Source organism: Mesorhizobium sp. M0522 (assembly GCF_040321085.1).
Lineage (GTDB): Bacteria > Pseudomonadota > Alphaproteobacteria > Rhizobiales > Rhizobiaceae > Mesorhizobium.
In genome coordinates, this window is sequence record NZ_JAMYQW010000011.1 from 140,653 (window position 1) to 158,139 (window position 17,487).

The 17,487-nt window shown below is 61.9% G+C and carries 16 protein-coding genes; 6 read left to right on the forward strand and 10 right to left on the reverse strand.

Going from position 1 to position 17,487, the window contains the following annotated elements; translation table 11 throughout:
• Nucleotides 1-47 precede the first annotated feature (47 nt).
• The 8 genes from NKI58_RS15165 to NKI58_RS15200 form a co-directional block, all read right to left on the reverse strand.
• Nucleotides 48-1,727: a formate--tetrahydrofolate ligase gene (locus tag NKI58_RS15165; RefSeq protein WP_352456446.1), complete on the reverse strand. Its 1,680-nt coding sequence runs from the start codon at nt 1,725-1,727 to the stop codon at nt 48-50.
• A gap of 307 nt (nt 1,728-2,034) precedes the next feature.
• Nucleotides 2,035-3,159, reverse strand: coding sequence for a DUF2333 family protein (locus NKI58_RS15170; protein ID WP_023679513.1), 1,125 nt, complete (start codon nt 3,157-3,159; stop codon nt 2,035-2,037).
• Between the two features lie 15 nt (nt 3,160-3,174).
• A complete protein-coding gene (locus NKI58_RS15175; RefSeq protein WP_031212593.1) occupies nt 3,175-4,473 on the reverse strand; it encodes a DUF6638 family protein in 1,299 nt (432 codons plus the stop codon).
• Between the two features lie 198 nt (nt 4,474-4,671).
• Complete coding sequence (locus NKI58_RS15180) at nt 4,672-6,582, reverse strand: AAA family ATPase (protein ID WP_023679510.1); 1,911 nt, start codon at nt 6,580-6,582, stop codon at nt 4,672-4,674.
• Nucleotides 6,583-6,606: 24 nt separating this feature from the next.
• Nucleotides 6,607-7,752: a hypothetical protein gene (locus tag NKI58_RS15185; RefSeq protein WP_023679509.1), complete on the reverse strand. Its 1,146-nt coding sequence runs from the start codon at nt 7,750-7,752 to the stop codon at nt 6,607-6,609.
• A 35-nt stretch (nt 7,753-7,787) separates the two neighbouring features.
• Nucleotides 7,788-8,876 carry a hypothetical protein gene (locus tag NKI58_RS15190; RefSeq protein WP_352853438.1) on the reverse strand — a complete coding sequence of 363 codons (1,089 nt, stop codon included), beginning with the start codon at nt 8,874-8,876 and terminating at the stop codon, nt 7,788-7,790.
• A 215-nt stretch (nt 8,877-9,091) separates the two neighbouring features.
• The gene (locus NKI58_RS15195) at nt 9,092-9,481 is read right to left on the reverse strand and encodes a c-type cytochrome (RefSeq protein ID WP_023679507.1); all 390 of its coding nucleotides are present in this window, start codon (nt 9,479-9,481) and stop codon (nt 9,092-9,094) included.
• A gap of 127 nt (nt 9,482-9,608) precedes the next feature.
• Nucleotides 9,609-10,220, reverse strand: coding sequence for a thymidine kinase (locus NKI58_RS15200; protein ID WP_023679506.1), 612 nt, complete (start codon nt 10,218-10,220; stop codon nt 9,609-9,611).
• 237 nt (nt 10,221-10,457) lie between these two features.
• Here NKI58_RS15200 and NKI58_RS15205 point away from each other — a divergent pair, with 237 nt between their 5' ends.
• From NKI58_RS15205 to choV, 3 genes are all read left to right on the forward strand, one after another.
• A complete protein-coding gene (locus NKI58_RS15205; protein ID WP_023679505.1) occupies nt 10,458-11,393 on the forward strand; it encodes a choline ABC transporter substrate-binding protein in 936 nt (311 codons plus the stop codon).
• Between the two features lie 118 nt (nt 11,394-11,511).
• Nucleotides 11,512-12,366 (forward strand): choline ABC transporter permease subunit, encoded by an 855-nt coding sequence (gene choW / locus NKI58_RS15210; protein ID WP_352853439.1) that lies wholly within the window; start codon nt 11,512-11,514, stop codon nt 12,364-12,366.
• Entirely contained in the window at nt 12,363-13,544 is a 1,182-nt protein-coding gene (gene choV, locus NKI58_RS15215) for a choline ABC transporter ATP-binding protein (RefSeq protein ID WP_023679503.1), read from the forward strand. Before choW ends, choV begins: the two co-directional genes overlap by 4 nt.
• 236 nt (nt 13,545-13,780) lie before the next feature.
• On the opposite strand, the gene NKI58_RS15220 is transcribed toward choV, so the two are convergent.
• Together NKI58_RS15220 and NKI58_RS15225 are read right to left on the reverse strand one after the other, a co-directional pair.
• Entirely contained in the window at nt 13,781-15,190 is a 1,410-nt protein-coding gene (locus tag NKI58_RS15220) for an ATP-binding protein (RefSeq protein ID WP_352789417.1), read from the reverse strand.
• A complete protein-coding gene (locus NKI58_RS15225; protein WP_352690602.1) occupies nt 15,187-15,903 on the reverse strand; it encodes a response regulator in 717 nt (238 codons plus the stop codon). The genes NKI58_RS15220 and NKI58_RS15225 overlap by 4 nt, the downstream gene beginning before the upstream one ends.
• Before the next feature lie 237 nt (nt 15,904-16,140).
• Here NKI58_RS15225 and NKI58_RS15230 point away from each other — a divergent pair, with 237 nt between their 5' ends.
• The 3 genes from NKI58_RS15230 (at nt 16,141) to clpS (ending at nt 17,300) form a co-directional block, all read left to right on the forward strand.
• Nucleotides 16,141-16,485, forward strand: a complete 345-nt coding sequence (locus NKI58_RS15230) for a hypothetical protein (protein ID WP_352469825.1) — start codon at nt 16,141-16,143, stop codon at nt 16,483-16,485.
• A 36-nt stretch (nt 16,486-16,521) separates the two neighbouring features.
• Nucleotides 16,522-16,737, forward strand: coding sequence for a hypothetical protein (locus NKI58_RS15235; protein WP_352450529.1), 216 nt, complete (start codon nt 16,522-16,524; stop codon nt 16,735-16,737).
• Nucleotides 16,738-16,994: 257 nt separating this feature from the next.
• Nucleotides 16,995-17,300 carry an ATP-dependent Clp protease adapter ClpS gene (clpS, locus tag NKI58_RS15240; RefSeq protein WP_023679498.1) on the forward strand — a complete coding sequence of 102 codons (306 nt, stop codon included), beginning with the start codon at nt 16,995-16,997 and terminating at the stop codon, nt 17,298-17,300.
• The last annotated feature ends 187 nt before the right edge of the window (nt 17,301-17,487 follow it).

Genomic DNA, 17,487 nt, shown 5'->3' on the forward strand with positions numbered 1-17,487 from the left:
GCGCCGCAGCGTTGCGGCGCCCTTTGCCGTTCAAGCGTTGATTGTCCCTAAAACAGGCCTTCGATCTGGCCCATTTCGTTCAGGAAAATCTTTTCCGAGGATGGCGCTTTGGGCAGGCCGGGCATGGTCATCACCTCGCCGCAGATGATGACGACGAAGCCGGCGCCGGCAGACAGCCTGACCTCGCGCACCGGTACGGTGTGGCCGGTCGGCGCGCCGCGCAGATTCGGATCGGTAGAGAAGGAATATTGCGTCTTGGCCATGCAGACCGGCAAATGACCGTAGCCGGCGTGCTCCCAGGCGTGGAGTTGGTCGCGCACCGATTTGTCGGCGATCGCTTCGGAACCGCGATAGATGCGCTGGACGATGGTGTTGATCTTCTCGAACAGCGGCATGGCGTCCGGATAGAGCGGGGCGAATTGCGACGCGCCGGATTCGGCCAACGCCACGACTCTTTTGGCCAGTTCCTCGATGCCGGCCGATCCCTGAGCCCAGTGCTTGCACAGGATCGCCTCTTCGCCCATCGAGGCGACGTAGTCCTTCATCGCCTGGACCTCGGCCTCGGTATCGGAGTAGAAATGGTTGATGGCGACCACTGCCGGCACACCGAACTGGCGGATGTTCTCGATGTGGCGGCCGAGATTGGCGCAGCCCTTCTTGACCGCCTCGACGTTCTCCTTGCCGAGGTCCTCCTTCTTGACGCCGCCGTTCATCTTCATGGCGCGAACCGTGGCGACGATGACCGCCGCCGCCGGCCTCAGGCCGGCCTTGCGGCATTTGATGTCGAAGAACTTTTCGGCACCGAGATCGGCGCCGAAACCGGCTTCGGTGACGACGTAGTCGGCAAGCTTCAGCGCCGTCGTCGTGGCAACGACGGAGTTGCAGCCATGCGCGATGTTGGCGAAGGGGCCGCCATGGACGAAAGCCGGGTTGTTCTCCAGCGTCTGCACGAGATTGGGCTGCATGGCGTCCTTCAAGAGTACGGCCATCGCACCGTCGGCCTTGAGGTCGCGGGCATAGACGGCCGACTTGTCGCGACGATAGGCGACGATGATGTCGCCGAGGCGCTTTTCCAGGTCCTTCAGGTCGGTCGATAGGCACAGGATGGCCATGACTTCCGAGGCGACTGTGATGTCGAAACCGGCCTCGCGCGGGAAACCGTTGGCGACGCCGCCGAGCGAACAGATGATCTCGCGCAGCGACCGGTCGTTCATGTCCATGACGCGGCGCCAGACGACACGGCGGGTGTCGATGCCGAGCTCGTTGCCCCAATAGATGTGGTTGTCGATCAGCGCCGACAGCAGATTATGGGCGGTGGTGATGGCGTGGAAATCGCCGGTGAAGTGGAGGTTCATGTCCTCCATCGGCACGACCTGCGCGTAGCCACCGCCGGCGGCACCGCCCTTGACGCCGAAATTCGGTCCGAGCGAAGCCTCACGGATGCAGACGATGGCCTTCTTGCCGAGGCGGTTGAGGCCATCGCCCAAGCCCACCGTCGTCGTCGTCTTGCCTTCGCCGGCCGGTGTCGGGTTGATGGCGGTGACGAGGATCAGCTTGCCATCCTTGTTGCCCTTCACCGACTTGATGAACTCGGCCGAGATCTTCGCCTTGTCGTGGCCGTAGGGCAGAAGATGTTCGCTCGGAATGCCGATCTTCTGGCCGATCTCCTGGATCTGCTTCTTCCTGGCGCCGCGCGCGATCTCGATGTCGGACTTCACTTCGGCCATGGACGACTTCCCTCTGAATTGGACGGATTTGACTAGTGTGGTCGCAAGAATAGCCCGGCATTGCAGGCGCGGGCATGTTCTACCCCTGTCGCTGCCGCGGCGTCAACTTTCATGCAACTATGTTTCCTACGAAGAAAATGCCTCTGCGGCCGGCTGCCCTGCTACAGGTTCTTTTCGCGCCGGTTGCCGCGCCGTATAGAAGCCAGAGCAGGCGCGGTTCCGCCGTCTCAAAACAGCCGCGTAATACGCGAAAAGCGACAGAAGCAACGGCGCAAATTCACCAGCGCCGGCTGTGCGGGACGATCCGCTACTGCGTCAGCACGTTGCTGATCTCGACCATGTTCGAGCGCACCCTGAGTATGTAAAACCCCATCGTCGTCAGATGTGTCGGCAACAGCCAGCCGTCCTCGCGGCCATTGGCGATGATGAAGGGCTGGATGCGCAGCGCCGAGACGAATTGCGCGTCCATCGTATCCCACAGGTTCTGCAGGTGCTTTTCCTTGATGACGTCCTCGAAGTCGGCCTGTGCGCCCTTCATCAGCCCGTAATAGGCATAGAGCTGGCCATAGGCGAACCAGAAGCGGTCGTCGGCGCGTGTGTCGAACCAGCCATTATTGTGGTTTTCGGCACGCTCCTTGAGGATCGCCGAGGTGGAACCGATATCGGACGAAATGCGGTCGATATACTGCTTGAGATTGTCGGCGCGGGCATCGAATGTCGCCTGGCAGGCTGCGAGGCGGGCGTTGAAGGAACGCAGCTTGCGCACCGCGTCGCGATAGTAGCTCGGCGTCGGCGTCTTGGGCCCGAACGGGTTCAAGCCGAAATACCAGGTTTCCTCATCGAACTGCAGATTGCCGCGGGCGTCCTGCAGGTCGGCGTCGATCTGCGAGGTGGTGCGGACGCGGCCGAGATTGTCGGCAAGCTCGGTCGCCGTGCGCCGCACCGCCTGGTTGATGCCGCGCTGGAACGACGCCTTGTTGTCCATGAACGGCGTGTGGTCCCAGTCGATGCCGAACAGGCCGAGCTTGTAGAGGATCATCGACGACACCCAGGCATTCTGGTTGACGTTGAAGTCGGTCAGGTCGGCAGCGACCTGGGCAATGGCTGAATTTCCGCAGGTCTTGGCCGTGTCGGTGCCGGCGCCGGCGGAAACCTGTTCACCGGCGGAGCTGTTGCGTTTTTCGAACGTGTATTTGTCGACGTAATTCGGGTCGAAATTGTTCCACCACTGGGTGGCGTAGAAGAAGTTGACATAGAGACCGATCAGCACGAGCACAGCCAGGCCGAGCACCGCCTTCAGGATCCAGCCGCGTTGCGTGTACCAGCGCCCCGCCCACAGGAACGGCCACAGGATCGCGCCGATGAGCAGGCCGATGCCGCGGCCAATCCACTGGAAAATCCGGGTGAAGAAATTCACGATCGGATCAAGCATGGCGATGTCACCCCCTCAGTCAGTCAAGCCGTAGAGGCGTGTGCGAAACGCCACCTTGTCCTTCAGATATGTGGTTTTCAGAACGTCCACAACATGCGATCGCCAGGCGTCGCTGAAGCCTTCATAGTCCCTGTAGAAGCCCGGCTTGTTGAAGACGTAACGCGAAACGAAGTCCTGCGGCACGAAGTCCGAGATCAGCTGGTTGGTCAGCCAGGCGTCGGGATGGTCCGGCTTGGCGCGGATGACCAGGAAGCGCTGCTGCGGGAACACGTCCTCGATCTTGAGATGGCCGAGCTGGGCGATCTCGCGCTTGGCGGCGTTGAGGAAGGGAAAATTGCCGTCCCTGGTGATCAGATCGGTATGGCCGTGGATCCAGGTCTGCAGCCAGACCTTGTCGACGTCGGTCAGATTGCGGTCGGGATCGGCGTCGCGGATCAGCGCGCGCACCACCATTTCGGCGCGATGCTCGAGATAACCGGAGGTTTCGATCCATGAGGCGCGCGGCAACTCGAGGCGGCCGGTCGAGGCGAGGAACTTGAATACCTTGTCGGCGTCGTGGATCGAAAGGTAGCTCACCTGCCATGGCCGCGAGCGGCGGAAGCCCGGCGCTGCCGGGTCGCTGATCACCGTCGTCACGTCGGGATCGACGAACACATAAAGTCCGCCGAAATGGCTGGTCCAATAGGCATTGTGGCGGAAGATCACCTGGTCCGGCACCAGCGCATTCTCGCGGATGTCGCCGCAGATCTTCGCCAGCTCGACCATGTGGGCAAGCATGGCGTTGTCGCGCCAGGCATCCGGTTCCTGCTTCAGCCGGTCGACCAGCTTGCCGAGTTCAGCGGCCTTGCCGAGCACATCCTCGGCCGACAGCACCTTGAATTCGACCTGATTGATCGACAGCAGGTCCTCGATGTCGTCGACCTTGGGGACCGAATCCTCGATCTCGCCGTAGATGACGTCCTTGATCGTCAGCGCATCGATGGCGCGCTGGTTCTTGGACATGAACTCGTACATCAGCAGCGAAGTGTTGGAGAACGCCGTGTGCACCACCGGCAGGTCGATCTGCGACGGCGTCAGGATGATGAAGCGACGGTTGACCTCGTTCGGATCGAGGTAGCTGTAGTCGCCGCATTCCTCGGCGACCTGCGGCGAGAAGCCAGTGCGATCGATCTCGAAGCTTTTCAACTTGGTCGGCTTCAAGCCGAACGCGACCATCGCCTTGTTGTAGCGCTGGATCAGGTGCGGCTCGTCGATCGTCAGCAGCCGGCCGTAGATCAGCTCGTTGTCGCGCAACAGATCGGGTTTCTTAGCCATTATTCCTTCTCCCCGTTCACGGGGAGAAGGTGCCCGAAGGGCGGATGAGGGGCGCGAACGCTCCTTCTCCCCTTGTGGGAGAAGGTGGCCGAGCGAAGCTCGGTCGGATGAGGGGTGTTCCAGCTTGACGAATACCCCTCATCCGTCGCCTTCGGCGACCCCTTCTCCCACAAGGGGAGAAGGGGGCGTCGGCGCATCTCACGCATTCCACAGCCCCTTTTTCTTCATATCCTCGATCTCGCGGACGGCACGCTCCCGCAGACGGGTGTCGCGGATCATCTTGGTCACCGCCGCATCATCGGACTTGTCGGAATAGCGGAACTCGGAATCCGCGTAGCGGTTGATCTCCTGCATGACCATGTCCATCGAGAATGGCCCGCGCAGCTCCTCGATCATGGCTTTCTTGTCGTCGTAACCCTTGTGCATGAAGGCTTCCGGCTTTTCGAACCACTCGTCCGGCAATTCGATGTCCATGGCGCGCATCTTGATGGCATCGGTGACGTTCTTGATGGCGCGACCGGTAAAGCGCGGCTCGGCATCCTTGATCATATGCAGATAAGTGCCGATGTCGGCCATCGTCTTTGGCGCGCCATTCTCCTTCATGTAGCGCTCATAGACCTTCATCAACCCGTCTTCCTGTGGCTTCTCATGCTCCTCGTAAGCTTCCATCACCGCGCGCTGGATCTCTTGCGCCACATAGAGCTTGTGGTCGCCGAGCGGGATCTTGTGGTTCTTGCCGGCGAGCAGAACGAAGATGTCGATGTAGTCGTCGCGGCTCTGCGGGCCGTCGACCAGCCAGCGCGCGCCGGCGCGCTGGCGTAGCGCGTCGTCGACATTTTCGGGATAGTTGGAGAACATGCCGAACGAGCAGTTGCCGCGCACCACGGTCGCCGCACCTCCAAAGGCGTCCATCAGGACGCCGGTGATTTCCTGCTGGCCGGCCGAGGCGCGGTCGTCGGACCGGCGTGCCGCCACCTGGTCGATATCGTCGATGGTGCCGAAGCCGATGACGCGCGGGTTCAGCACATTGTTGATGAACTGGCGGCAGTTCTGGCCGGACTTGCCCTGGTAGGAGGAGATCTGGTCGACGCCGAAATTCTCGTAGGCGAAGGGATAACCGGCGACCTGGCAATAACCATTGAGAAGACCGGCGATCATCTGGATCAAGGTTGTCTTGCCGGTGCCGGGCGCGCCATCGCCGATAAAAGTGAACAGGAAGCCGCCGAGCTCGACGAACGGGTTCAGCTCGCGCTCGAAGTCATAGGCCATCAGCATCTTGGCAAGCTTGACCGACTGGTATTTGGCGATGTGGTTGCCGACGACCTCTTCCGGTTTTTTGAAGGTCATCACCAGCGGCTTTGCCCGCTTACCCGGCGCGACGTCGAAGCCGTCAAGGGTAAAATCGTCGACGTCGATGCGGATATGCGCGTTCTCGAACGGACCGATGCCGTCGAAGCGGCCCTTTCGCGCCAACAGCCCGTCGATGGCGACGCGGGCAAAGGCGCGGGCGCGGGTCATCAGGTCGGCATCGTCCTTCGAACCCGCTATCGCCCTGTCGAGCCCGGCCACGATCGACTTCACCGCATCCTGTGGCGTGTCGAACAGAAAGTCCGGCTCGGGCGTGTCGTTCGGCGCCTCGCCGTCGCTGTCGATCAGCTGGAACAAATAGGAGGCAAGGCTGAAGGCGGAGATGTAGGCAGAGGCCGACAGCAGCTTCTTGAAGGTGGCAGCTTCATCGCCTTCGAGCGGCGCGCGGGCGTTTTTCGCCTGCAGACTTTCGAGGTCCGAGCCCTCGGCGAAGACATCCGATATGGCCAGCGCTATCGCTGTGCCGCGCCGGGCGCGAAACAACAGCGTGTGCTGCGGGATAGTCAGCAACTGGTCGTCGGAATGGACGGCGGCGACGGTTTTGGAGAGCTCGACCTCGCGCGTGCGGCGCACCGAGCCGACCGAGACGGTAGAGACGAAGCGGCGGTTGGTGCCGGCAAGCGCGGTGCCGGACTCGCGCGATGGGTCCTCCAGCACGACGATGCGAGTGATGAAACTTTGCGCAGTGGCACGGTGCTTTTCAATTGCCGCTTCCGGGATGGTGGTCAGGCCGGTGTCCATGGAGGATGCTCCGCGATTTGATGGTCAGACGTCGCTGATGACCTGCCCTTTGGACAGGATGTGGACCTTGTAGCCCGAAAAGATCTTCTGCGCCTCGCCGGCGGCATAGAGCGCCTGATAGGCCTCGTGCGGAATCAACGCATGGTTCTCATAGCTCGACACGCCTTGCCGCGCGGCCTCGAGATCGTCGGTATTGATGAAGAATTCCTGCGTCGTCTTTTCGCTCGAAAACAGCCCCTTGCGGCCTGGCTTTTCGGCCTTGGAAAAGACCTCCTGGATGGTCCAGGTCAGCAGCCAGGCGTTTTCCGGCTTGCGCACCTTGGCCAGCACTTCGCTCACCGTCGAATTGTTGTCGGTAATCCCTGCAGAATAGAACGGGCCGAGCACGACGCGACGCAGTTGCTTGGGATGCAGCGGCTCGAAATCCTTGTCGAGGTTGACCGCGATGGTCGCCGGCGACAGCGCGTAGGCGGAATTCTTCTCGGTGAAATCGTCGAAACGGTGGGCAAGCTCGGGATTGAGCAAGCCGTCGACCGGCAGCGGAATGTCGACCCTCTCATTAAGTTTGCCACTGGAGTCGACAAGCTGCCGGATCATGTCGTCCGAGGAATCCTCGACCGTCACCATATACACAAGCGGCAGGTTGGCGCTGCCGTCGAAGCAGGCCCAGTGGACCAGATAATAGGGGCGCAACGTCTTCGGATTGACCGACACCTTGACCGTCTGGGCCAGCGTGAACGGGCCGAAGGTGGTCTCGCTCTTGACGTCCTCGAGGTAAAGCCGCTCGGCCATCGACTTCTGCAGCGCTTCGGGAAATTCCTTGTGGCGCAGGATGAAGTCCGCCATTTCCTCGCGCAGCTCATCGGCCAGCGGAAGGTTGGCGAGGCGCGCATCGGCCTGGAGCCGGTCGTTCTCCAACTCGAGCAGGTTCTGGAAGACCGGAAAACCGCTTTCGGCGCGCGAGATGCGGAACGTCTCGGTGAAGCCCAGCCGGTTGCGCCAGCACGAGAACGACTTGTCGAGCCGCGCAATATATTCGGCGACGACCTTGGCGACGATGCCGTGCCGATAGAGCGGCGAGCGATCGTCGCGCATGAACACTTCGAGGCCGCCAAGTGCCGCCGTGATCGCCGAGAAATAGCGCGCCGCAGCTTCGTTTTCGGGGGTCATGCTGCCAGCCCTTGGGAGCAGTGCACGTGCAGCAATTACGATTGCACGTAATTTGCCGAATTGTGCTTCTTCATCACATCGTCGAAGCGGCGGGCGAAGGCATCGTCGGCGAGCTTCTTGCGGCGCTGGATGTCGGCGGTGGCGACCATGTTCTTCTCGTGCATTTCAAGCAGATCGCCGATGTGCTTTTGCGAGGCGGCACCAATGCCGGCCATGGTCTCTTCGGCGGTGTTGTCGACCTGGCTGCCCAGCGTGTTGATCTTGTGGGCGACATCCTGTTGGGCGGCGGTCTTCAGCGAATCTTCCAGCGCCTTGTACAGAACGATGCGCTGCTCGGTATCGATGGTCAGCTTGTTGATCAGCGTCGATTGCGCCGCGATCTGGTTGTTGAGCGAATCGACGAAGGTCTGGAACATCGAGGTGTAGCGCTCCAGCGTCTGGCTTTCGGCCAGCAATTCCTGCTCCTTGGCCTGCTTCTCGTTGTATTCCGTGGCCAGTTTCGAGCGTTCGCCTTCCAGCTGCGTGCGCACCTTCTGGCTGGTCGAGGCGGCGATCTTGTTCTCGATGTCGAGCAGCATCGGGTTGAGCTCCTCGATGCGCTTCTGCACGGTCTCGAGATTGCACATGGTGGTCTTGCGGCGCTCGATCACCTGCGACAGGCTGGCCTCGGAGGTCTTGTAGCGCGTGTCGAGAACCTGCTTCTGAGCCTTGAGGATGCCGACGATGGTGTCGGATTTCGCCAGCAGCTCCTGCAGATTGCCGGCCAGCGACATGTTGCGGACGCGGTCGGTGCGCAGGCGCTGCTTGCGCTGGCTGGAGAAGACACCGACGAAATTTTCCCAGCCGGTGTAGTTCTTCATGCTCTCGAATTCGGCGCCGAAGACGTTGGTGGCGTCCTCGAGGCCGATAATCAGGTCGGCGATATTGCCTTCCATCACCTTCTGCTGCTTCAGCACATCCTCAATGCGGGCATTCTCGATGTCGAAATTGGCGTCGCCGATCTTCTTGTCGGCGGTGGCGAGCGTGTCGAGCACAGTACCGGACTGCTCGATCTTGGTGCGCATGTCCTCTACGACCTGCTTGGTCTTGGCAATCTCGGCATCGAAATTCTGCAATGTCGCCATTGGGGCCTCCCGCTTCGGCATCGGTTTCGTTTCGCAAACCGCCGCGAATATATGTGCCGGGTTTGGCGAATGAAAGACGGAAGACATGGGATTACAGGAAAACAAAAGAATTTCAGGAGGCCGACCGCAGGATAGTCAGGCAATGATTACGGTGTAACTGCCGTCCGGTCAGACACCGCTTCAACCGCGGCTGGACTTTAGGTCGGGAGCGACGCTCAGGGCTTGGGATCGGCCTTGAGGTAGGCGATGACATTGGCGATGTCGTCGTCGCTGGTCAGGCCGGAGAAGGCCATTTTGTTGCCGGGGACCTTCTGCCGCGGCGCCCGCAGGTATTCGGCGAGGTTTGCTTCGTCCCAGACCAGGCCGGCGGCGCCGGCGTCCTTCATCCCCTGCGAGTAGCGGCTGAGATAACTGTCCGCGGTGCCGGCGGTGCGGCCGACGACACCCAGCAGATGCGGGCCGACCTTGTCGTGGTCGCTCGTGGCCTCATGACAGGCCATGCATCTGTTGAAGACTTTCTTGCCGAGAGCGGCATCGCCGTCGGCATGCGCGGCAAGAGCGCCGGCGATGAGGAAAGCAGCGGCAGACGAAATGGCTCGAAGCATGGGAACTCCCCGACGGCTCTGGCTGAGAGGTTCTGAAATAGCAAGCAGGCCTTAAACAAGCGCCGCACGATGGCGCGATTGGTGAACGAATGTCGGCCGGGAGGTCGGATGAAAGCAATAGCGCTGGTCAGGTTTTGGTGAAGCCGATGAAATCGTCGGGCACGGCGCGGCCCATTTCTTCTTCCCAATGGCGGCGGCAGAGCGAGACATAGACATCCTTGCCGATCGCCACCTGTTCGCCCTGTTTCGCCACCTTGCCGTCGGCGCCGAGGCGCACCACCATCGTCGCCTTGCGGCCGCAACGGCAGATGGTGCGCACCTCGCGCAGGTCGTCGGCGATTGCCAGCAGGGTGCGCGATCCGGAAAACAGCTTGCCTTGGAAATCGGTGCGCAGGCCGTAGCACATGACCGGGATGTTCAGCCGGTCGGCGATGCGGGCGAGTTGCCAGACCTGCTCCTCTTCGAGGAACTGCGCCTCATCGACGAAGACGCAATGGACCGTGGCGTGGTCGTGATGCTCGGCGACCCGGGCAAACAGATCGTCGCCGTCGCGGAACATCTCGGCTTCCGTCTCCAGGCCGATGCGCGACGAGATCAGCCCGGTATCGCCCTTGCGGTAGTGGCCGGCGATGAACAGCATCGTCGTCATGCCGCGCTCGCGGTAATTATACGAGGCCTGCAACAGCATCGTCGTCTTGCCGGCATTCATCGTCGCATAATGGAAGTACAGCTTGGCCATGCCGTCCTTTTAAGCCGAGTTGCAACAAAGCGGGGAGGGGGAGCGCCTACATTCCACCGGGAAAAGGCGACTTCCATCCGGAAAGCGGCGGGCGTGTCGCTGATCGGCCAGCCTGCGCCGTTGTTCGTGATTGCCTTAGTGCTTGAAACCGCAGCAGAATGATGTTTGGCTGACGGAACAAAGGCGGAGATAAAACCGTCGCTTCGCTTCACCGAGAACTGAAATGGGAGAATTTTCATGTCGCGTATGAGTTCATTCGTCGCCGGCCTCGGCCTGGCGGCTTTTCTATCCACGACTGGGGCCTTCGCCGGCGATCCGGAAAGCTGCAAGACGGTGCGTCTGTCCGATGTCGGCTGGACCGACATCCAGGCGACCACCGGCGTCGCCTCGGTGCTGCTCACGGCGCTCGGCTACGAGCCGCAGGTGATCCAGCTTTCGGTGCCGGTGACCTATGCGTCCCTGAAGAACAAAGATCTCGACGTGTTCCTCGGAAACTGGATGCCGTCGATGACCAACGACATCAAGGACTATGCCGCCGAAGGCTCGGTCGAGACCGTCAGTGAAAATCTCAGCGGTGCCGGCTACGGCATCGTCGTTCCGACCTATGTCGCCGATGCCGGTGTCAAGACGCTGACCGATCTCGGCAAATTCAAGGACAAGTTCGACGGCAAGATCTACGGCATCGAGGCCGGCAATGACGGCAACCGCATCATCCTCGACATGATCAAGGATCCGAAGACCAATCTCGAAGGCTTCGAACTGGTCGAATCTTCCGAGGCCGGCATGCTCACCCAGGCCGACCAGTCGATGAAGAACAATGAATGGATCGCCTTCCTCGGCTGGACGCCGCATCCGGTGATGGGCGCCATGAAGATCACCTATCTCGAGGGGATGGGAGATAGCGGCTTTGGTGCTGCCACCGTGCATACCAATGTACGCAAGGGCTACATGAGCGAATGTCCGAACGCCGGCAAGTTCATCGCCAATCTGAAGTTCAACCTGGACATGGAAGGCGAGATGATGGACGCGATCCTGAAGGGCGGCGACGCCAATACGGTCGCGACCGACTGGCTGAAGAAGCACCCGGACGCGGTCGCTCCCTGGATCGCCGGCGTCACCACCTTCGACGGCGGCGATGCGGCGGCTGCGGTGAAAACGGCGCTCGGAAGCTGACCCGACCATCTGGCATGACGAGACAAGGGGCAGCCACGGTAGAAATGGCTGCCCTTTTTCATATCCTGTGACAAGATGACCGTCCGGCGAAGGACGGCGCCGGTAGAAGAGGGGCTAGATGGATCCGATCTCCAAATTCCTGGTCAGTTACAAGATTCCCATCGGGGCATGGGGGAAGGCGTTTTTCGGCTTTCTCACCGACAATTTCGACACCATCTTCAGGGCTTTTTCCAACAGCCTCAACTTCCTGCTCGACGGCATCGTCGACGGGCTGCTGTTGCTGCCGCCGGTTCTGCTGATCGCGCTGATCGCTCTGCTCGCCTATTTCCTGCAGCGCTCGAAAGGCCTGGCTTTGGCGGTATTCATCGGATTGCTGTTCATCCTCAACCAGAAGCTGTGGAAGCAGACGGTGGAGACGCTGGTGCTGGTGGTCGCCGCCGCCGCCGTGTCGATGGCCATCGGCGTGCCGCTCGGCATCTGGGCCGCGCACAAGCCGAAGGTGTATCGCGTCATGCTGCCGGTGCTCGACCTGATGCAGACATTGCCGACCTTCGTCTACCTGATCCCGGTGCTGACCCTGTTCGGCCTCGGCAACGCGCCCGGCCTGATCGTCACCATCATCTTCGTCATCCCGACCTCGGTTCGGCTCACCCATCTCGGCGTCACCTCGGTGCCGAAATCGATCGTCGAGGCGGGCGAGGCGTTCGGCGCCACCAAGCGCCAGCTGCTGTGGAAGGTCGAGCTGCCTTCGGCGCTGCCGACCATCATGGCTGGGCTGACCCAGTCGATCATGCTGTCGCTGTCGATGGTGGTGTTCGCCGCCCTGATCGGCGCCGGCGGCCTCGGTACGGAAATCAACCGGGCGCTCGGTTCGCGCAGGATCGACCTCGGGCTTGAGGCAGGGCTGGCGATCGTCGTGCTCGCCATCGTGCTCGACCGGATGACGCGCATCGGCGTGGGAGGCAAGAAATGACCGTCGCCGTCGATTTCAGGAATGTCGACATCGTCTTCGGCGCCGACCAGGCAGGCTCGCTGGCGCTGATCGACAGTGGTGCCACCCGAGCCGAGATCCTCGAACAGACCGGCAACGTACTGGGCTGCGCCGGCGCCAGCCTCACCGTGAACGAGGGCGAGATCTCGGTGCTGATGGGGCTTTCCGGCTCCGGCAAATCGACGCTGCTCAGAGCCGTCAACCGGCTGAACGTCGTCTCGCGCGGCCAGGTGCTGGTCAAGGACGGCGACGGTACGGTCGACGTCGTCACCTGCGACGAGGCGACGCTTCGGCGGCTGCGGCAGAAGCAGGTGGCGATGGTGTTCCAGCAGTTCGGGCTGCTGCCGTGGCGCACGGTGGAGGAGAATGTCGGCCTTGGCCTCGAGCTCGCCGGCGTACCCGAAGCCGAGCGCAAGGAGCGGGTGAACAGGCAACTGAAGCTGGTTCATCTCGACCAGTGGTCGAAGAAATATGCGCATGAGCTTTCCGGCGGCATGCAGCAGCGCGTCGGCCTGGCGCGCGCCTTTGCCACCGAGGCGCCGATCCTGCTCATGGACGAGCCGTTCTCGGCGCTCGATCCGCTGATCCGGACCAAGCTGCAGGACGAGTTGCTGCAGCTCCAGGCCGAGCTGAAGAAGACCATCATCTTCGTCAGCCACGACCTCGAGGAGGCGCTGAAGATCGGCACCCATATCACCATCATGGAAGGCGGGCGCATCGTGCAAACCGGCGCGCCGGAAGACATCGTGCTGCGGCCCGCCAACGACTATGTCCGCGACTTCATCGCCAATGTGAACCCGCTCTCGGTGCTGACCGCGTGGAACGTCATGCGCGACCGCCGCGACCTCGAACACGGCGAGAACGGCTGGGTGTGGCTCGACCGGCGCAGGACGACGCGTTTCAAGATCGACGAGCATGGGCTGGTGGCGGCGGCCGAGCGCGACGGCAAGCCCGCGGTATGGGTGTCCTGCGCCGATGTCGAAGCCCAGCCGGAGGAGACGGCGCAGGTGTTCTGGGCCAATCCCGGCACCTCGCTGAAGACCGTGATGCTGGCCATGCATCGCTCGCAGACGGCACCGGTGGCGCTGTTCGACGACCAGTCGCGCTTTGTCGGCGCCATCGGCGTCAGGGATGTGCTGAGCGCGGTGTTGAGAAGGTAGTTTTTCTCCTTGGGGAGAGAACCAAGACCAAACGCCGAGTTCTGTCGCGCCCCCCTCTGTTCTGTCGGACATCTCTCCTACTTGGGGGAGATCGGCGGTTTCGCGGACGGCTCTCACATTCCAACGTTTGTAATTGGCGAAATCGGCGACGACGGCCAATCTTCCCACCTGTGGAGGAGGTGTCCAGCAGAACAGAGGGGGCGCGAAGGAACGCCGGCTTAGCCCGATACCGCAAGCTAAACCGCAAGCGGCAGGCGCAGCTCCGTCATCAGGCCGCCATCGGGATGGTTGGACAGGCTGACTTCGCCGCCGGCGCTACGGGCGATGTTGCCGGCGATGGTCAAGCCGAGGCCGAGGCCGCCGGTCTGACGGTTGCGCGACTGTTCCAGGCGCACGAACGAGCCGAACACGGCGTCGAGCTCGGCTTGCGGGATGCCCGGACCCTCGTCATGGATCGCCAGCGTGATTGTCTTGCCTGATTGACGCAGGCTGAGATGCGCCCTCTTGCCATAGGTCACCGCGTTCTGGACGAGGTTGGTGACACAGCGCCGTAGCGCGACCGGCTGCGCGACGCAGATCAGGCCGCGCGAGCGCGTGTCCTCATTGTCGAAGGAGACCTCGTCGAAGCCGTCGGCGATCGATTCTACCAGCGACCAGAAATCGATCCTCTCGCTCTTCTCCTCGGTCACCTCGAAAGTGGCGAAGTCGATGACCGAGCTGGCAATGCCTTCGATGTCGGCGAGGTCGTGCGCCAGTGCGGCGCGCACGGACGAATTCCTCAGCAGTTCGAGGCGCAGCCGCATCCTGGTCAGCGGCGTGCGCAGGTCGTGCGCCAGTGCGGCCGCAAGATGCTCGCGGTCCTCGACGTAGGCGCGCAGCCTCGCCTGCATGGCATTGACCGCCTTTGCCGCGGTACGCACCTCGCGGCTGCCGCTCTCGGCGATCGGCGGGCTCTTCAGGTCCTCGCCGATCCGCTTCACCGCGGTCTCCATCATCCGGTAGGGCGCCGTCAGCCGGCGCAGCGACCAGATCGAGGAAGCCACCACCAGCCCGGCGATCAAGGCATAGAGCGGCAGGCTATCGAAGCTCAGTATCGGCCCGGCCGGCGTGTTCGGCTCGGTGAAGTTCAGCCATTGGCCGTCGGCAAAGCGAAGCGAAGCCGTCAGCTTGTCGCTCTGGGCGAAATCGGCGGCCAGCACCAGCAGGTCGCGCTCGACCTGGCCAATATCGGGACCGGCGACCGTCCCGCCGGGAGCGTCGGCTTCGTGCGTTGCCGGGTCGCGGCGGACCCGCGCGTCGGTGATGCCGAACTTCGATAGCCGGCCGACCAATATGTCCTCCAATTCGGCCAGCTCGTCGTCGCCGGCTATCGAGGAAGTAACGGCGGGCGTGTTGGAAACGGTGAGCGCATAAGTGGCGTTGAACAGGCCGGAGGCCGTCGCCTTGCGCTGTTCGGGGGTGGCGTCATGCATCAGCTGTACCAGCGAGAAGGCGCGGTCGTTCAGCCGGTAGAGATCGACGACGTCATTGGCGGCGGCACGGTCGCGCGAAACGATGTAGAGGGTCGCGATTTGGCTGATCAGCAGGCCGGCGATGACGATGAGCAGCACCCAGACCGGCAGCGTTTGCGGCAGAATGCGTCTCATTCGGCGGTCGTCTCAGGCAGGAACTGGTAGCCGCCGCTGCGCACAGTCAAGATCAGCCTCGGCGTTTTCGGGTCATCCTCCATCTTGCGCCGCAGCCGGCTGACCAGAATGTCGACGCTGCGATCGAAGCTGTAGCCGCTGTCGCCGCCGGACAGCTCGATGAGCTGCTCGCGGCTCAGTACGCGCTGCGCGCTCTTGACGAAGGTCTGCAGTAGATTGAATTCGGCCATCGTCAGCTCGATCCTGACGTCGCCGGGCGCCATCAGCCGGCGGCGCGAACAGTCCATCGTCCAGCCGGCGAAATGGTAGATCTGCCGCGAGGCGGCGCGTCGCGGTTCGGCGGCGCCATTGCGTCTCAAGACGGCACGAATGCGTGCGAGCAACTCGCGCGGATCGAAAGGTTTCGGCACGTAGTCGTCGGCGCCCATCTCTAGCCCAACCACGCGGTCGGTAGTTTCGGTAACCGCGGTCAGCATGATGATCGGCGTCGAATAATTGGCGCGCAACTCGCGGCAGAGCTCCAGCCCGCTCTTGCCAGGCAGCATGACGTCCAGGACGATCAGGTCGACCTGGGCGCGGCGCAGGATGGTCTCCATCTCGGTGCCGTCGGCGGCGACCGATGTATGCAGCCCTCGCTTCTGGAAGAATTCCTGAAGCAGGTCGCGAATGCCCTTGTCGTCATCGACGATCAGTATGTGGGGGTCGGATTTCACAGGGAACCTGTCATTTGTGGATCGCCCAAGCGCTGCTTCGGCCGTCAGCCAGACGATAGAATTCAGGCCATAAGTTGGCCAGTGGAGATCGGCGGCCCGATCCGGGCTGCCCAGAAACAATCCAGAAACAAAATTCTACAATCCGGAAAAACTGCCGAAAAAAATCAAAGGCATAAGTGGTGCCGTGGCGGTCAGGTCATCGGCTGCGACACGCGTTACGGGATTACGGACAGACCAATGCAAAGGTTCTCGATCAGTCTGATGGGTGCGTTGCTTTCCATTTCGCTCGTCACGGTCGCGGTCGAACATGCCGATGCAAAACTGGCCGATGCGAAGGTGGCCAATGCAAAGGCGGCCGATGCAAAGGTGGCGACCACCCGCAGCGAGCGTTGCATCGATCTGAACCGCCAGTTTGACGAAGCCCTCGAAACCCATGCCGCGGCAACGCAGGTCACCGCGGCGAAAGCACTTCAAAGAAAGGGAAACCGGTTCTGCGCCAACAAGAAACAGGCACAGGGAATCCGGATGCTCGCGAACGCTTTGAAGCTGCTTGGAGTGACACCGATCGATCCCGTTCAGTGACACTCAATCCGATCTGCACAAAAAGGAAGTGAAGCCATGAAAAAGTCCCTCCTCTCCGCCCTCGGTCTCGCCATCGCGCTGGCCGTCTCGATGCCGGTTCTCGGCGCCAGCAGCGCCAATGCCGCGACCACCACCCCGGCTGCGACGACAACGACGACCGCTGCGCCGGCCAAGGCCGTGAAGAAGGTCGCTGCCAAGAAGACCGTCAAGAAGCACAAGAAGCACGCGGTCAAGGCAGCTCCCAAGGCCTGATCAAGCGACATCTTTCTACCCTATGAGAAGACCGCTCCAGTTGCGATTTGCCTGGAGCGGTCGTCTTTTTTGTTGCGTGCGGACAGTAGGGCCAGTCCCGGCCCACACCCCCGGTTGAACGCCAGACGGCAGTTCCCACATAGGCACGGACTTTTGAACTGCGCCTGCCGGCAAGCCGATCGCGCGCGGTTGAATGGACGACCGCTTTTGCCCATGTCAAAATAACCGCAAAGCTGTCGTACGCAATTGCCGGTCCAATGCCTGAAATCACGACAAAACCCCGTACCAGCACGAAGCCGAAGGTCGAACGGCCGAAGCTCTACAAGGTCATCCTGGTCAATGACGATTTCACGCCGCGCGAGTTCGTCGTGACGGTGCTGAAGGCCGAGTTCAAGCTCAGCGAAGACCAGGCGCACAGGATAATGATCACCGCGCACCGGCGCGGCGTCTGCGTTGTCGCCGTCTTCACCAGGGATGTCGCCGAGACCAAGGCGGCGCGGGCAACCGATGCCGGCAAGGCCAAGGGCTACCCGCTGATGTTCACGACGGAGCCGGAGGAGTAGGGCGGTTCGCTTTCTTCCTTCTCCCCTTGTGGGAGAAGGTGGCCGAGCGAAGCTCGGTCGGATGAGGGGTGTTCCAGCTTGGCAAGGACGGCACTCCGTCCAGCACCCCTCAACCGTCTTGGCGCTGCGCGCCAATCCACCTTCTCCCACAAGGAGGGCTTTGCACGGGAAGCGAAATCCTGGTTGG

What these genes read in the sequence shown, in the direction of transcription:
- NKI58_RS15165 (WP_352456446.1), bottom strand. Translation starts at nt 1,727, where the DNA reads ATGGCCGAAGTGAAGTCCGACATCGAGATCGCGCGCGGCGCCAGGAAG.
- NKI58_RS15170 (WP_023679513.1), bottom strand. Translation starts at nt 3,159, where the DNA reads ATGCTTGATCCGATCGTGAATTTCTTCACCCGGATTTTCCAGTGGATT.
- NKI58_RS15175 (WP_031212593.1), bottom strand. Translation starts at nt 4,473, where the DNA reads ATGGCTAAGAAACCCGATCTGTTGCGCGACAACGAGCTGATCTACGGC.
- NKI58_RS15180 (WP_023679510.1), bottom strand. Translation starts at nt 6,582, where the DNA reads ATGGACACCGGCCTGACCACCATCCCGGAAGCGGCAATTGAAAAGCAC.
- NKI58_RS15185 (WP_023679509.1), bottom strand. Translation starts at nt 7,752, where the DNA reads ATGACCCCCGAAAACGAAGCTGCGGCGCGCTATTTCTCGGCGATCACG.
- NKI58_RS15190 (WP_352853438.1), bottom strand. Translation starts at nt 8,876, where the DNA reads ATGGCGACATTGCAGAATTTCGATGCCGAGATTGCCAAGACCAAGCAG.
- NKI58_RS15195 (WP_023679507.1), bottom strand. Translation starts at nt 9,481, where the DNA reads ATGCTTCGAGCCATTTCGTCTGCCGCTGCTTTCCTCATCGCCGGCGCT.
- NKI58_RS15200 (WP_023679506.1), bottom strand. Translation starts at nt 10,220, where the DNA reads ATGGCCAAGCTGTACTTCCATTATGCGACGATGAATGCCGGCAAGACG.
- NKI58_RS15205 (WP_023679505.1), top strand. Translation starts at nt 10,458, where the DNA reads ATGTCGCGTATGAGTTCATTCGTCGCCGGCCTCGGCCTGGCGGCTTTT.
- choW (WP_352853439.1), top strand. Translation starts at nt 11,512, where the DNA reads ATGGATCCGATCTCCAAATTCCTGGTCAGTTACAAGATTCCCATCGGG.
- choV (WP_023679503.1), top strand. Translation starts at nt 12,363, where the DNA reads ATGACCGTCGCCGTCGATTTCAGGAATGTCGACATCGTCTTCGGCGCC.
- NKI58_RS15220 (WP_352789417.1), bottom strand. Translation starts at nt 15,190, where the DNA reads ATGAGACGCATTCTGCCGCAAACGCTGCCGGTCTGGGTGCTGCTCATC.
- NKI58_RS15230 (WP_352469825.1), top strand. Translation starts at nt 16,141, where the DNA reads ATGCAAAGGTTCTCGATCAGTCTGATGGGTGCGTTGCTTTCCATTTCG.
- NKI58_RS15235 (WP_352450529.1), top strand. Translation starts at nt 16,522, where the DNA reads ATGAAAAAGTCCCTCCTCTCCGCCCTCGGTCTCGCCATCGCGCTGGCC.
- clpS (WP_023679498.1), top strand. Translation starts at nt 16,995, where the DNA reads ATGCCTGAAATCACGACAAAACCCCGTACCAGCACGAAGCCGAAGGTC.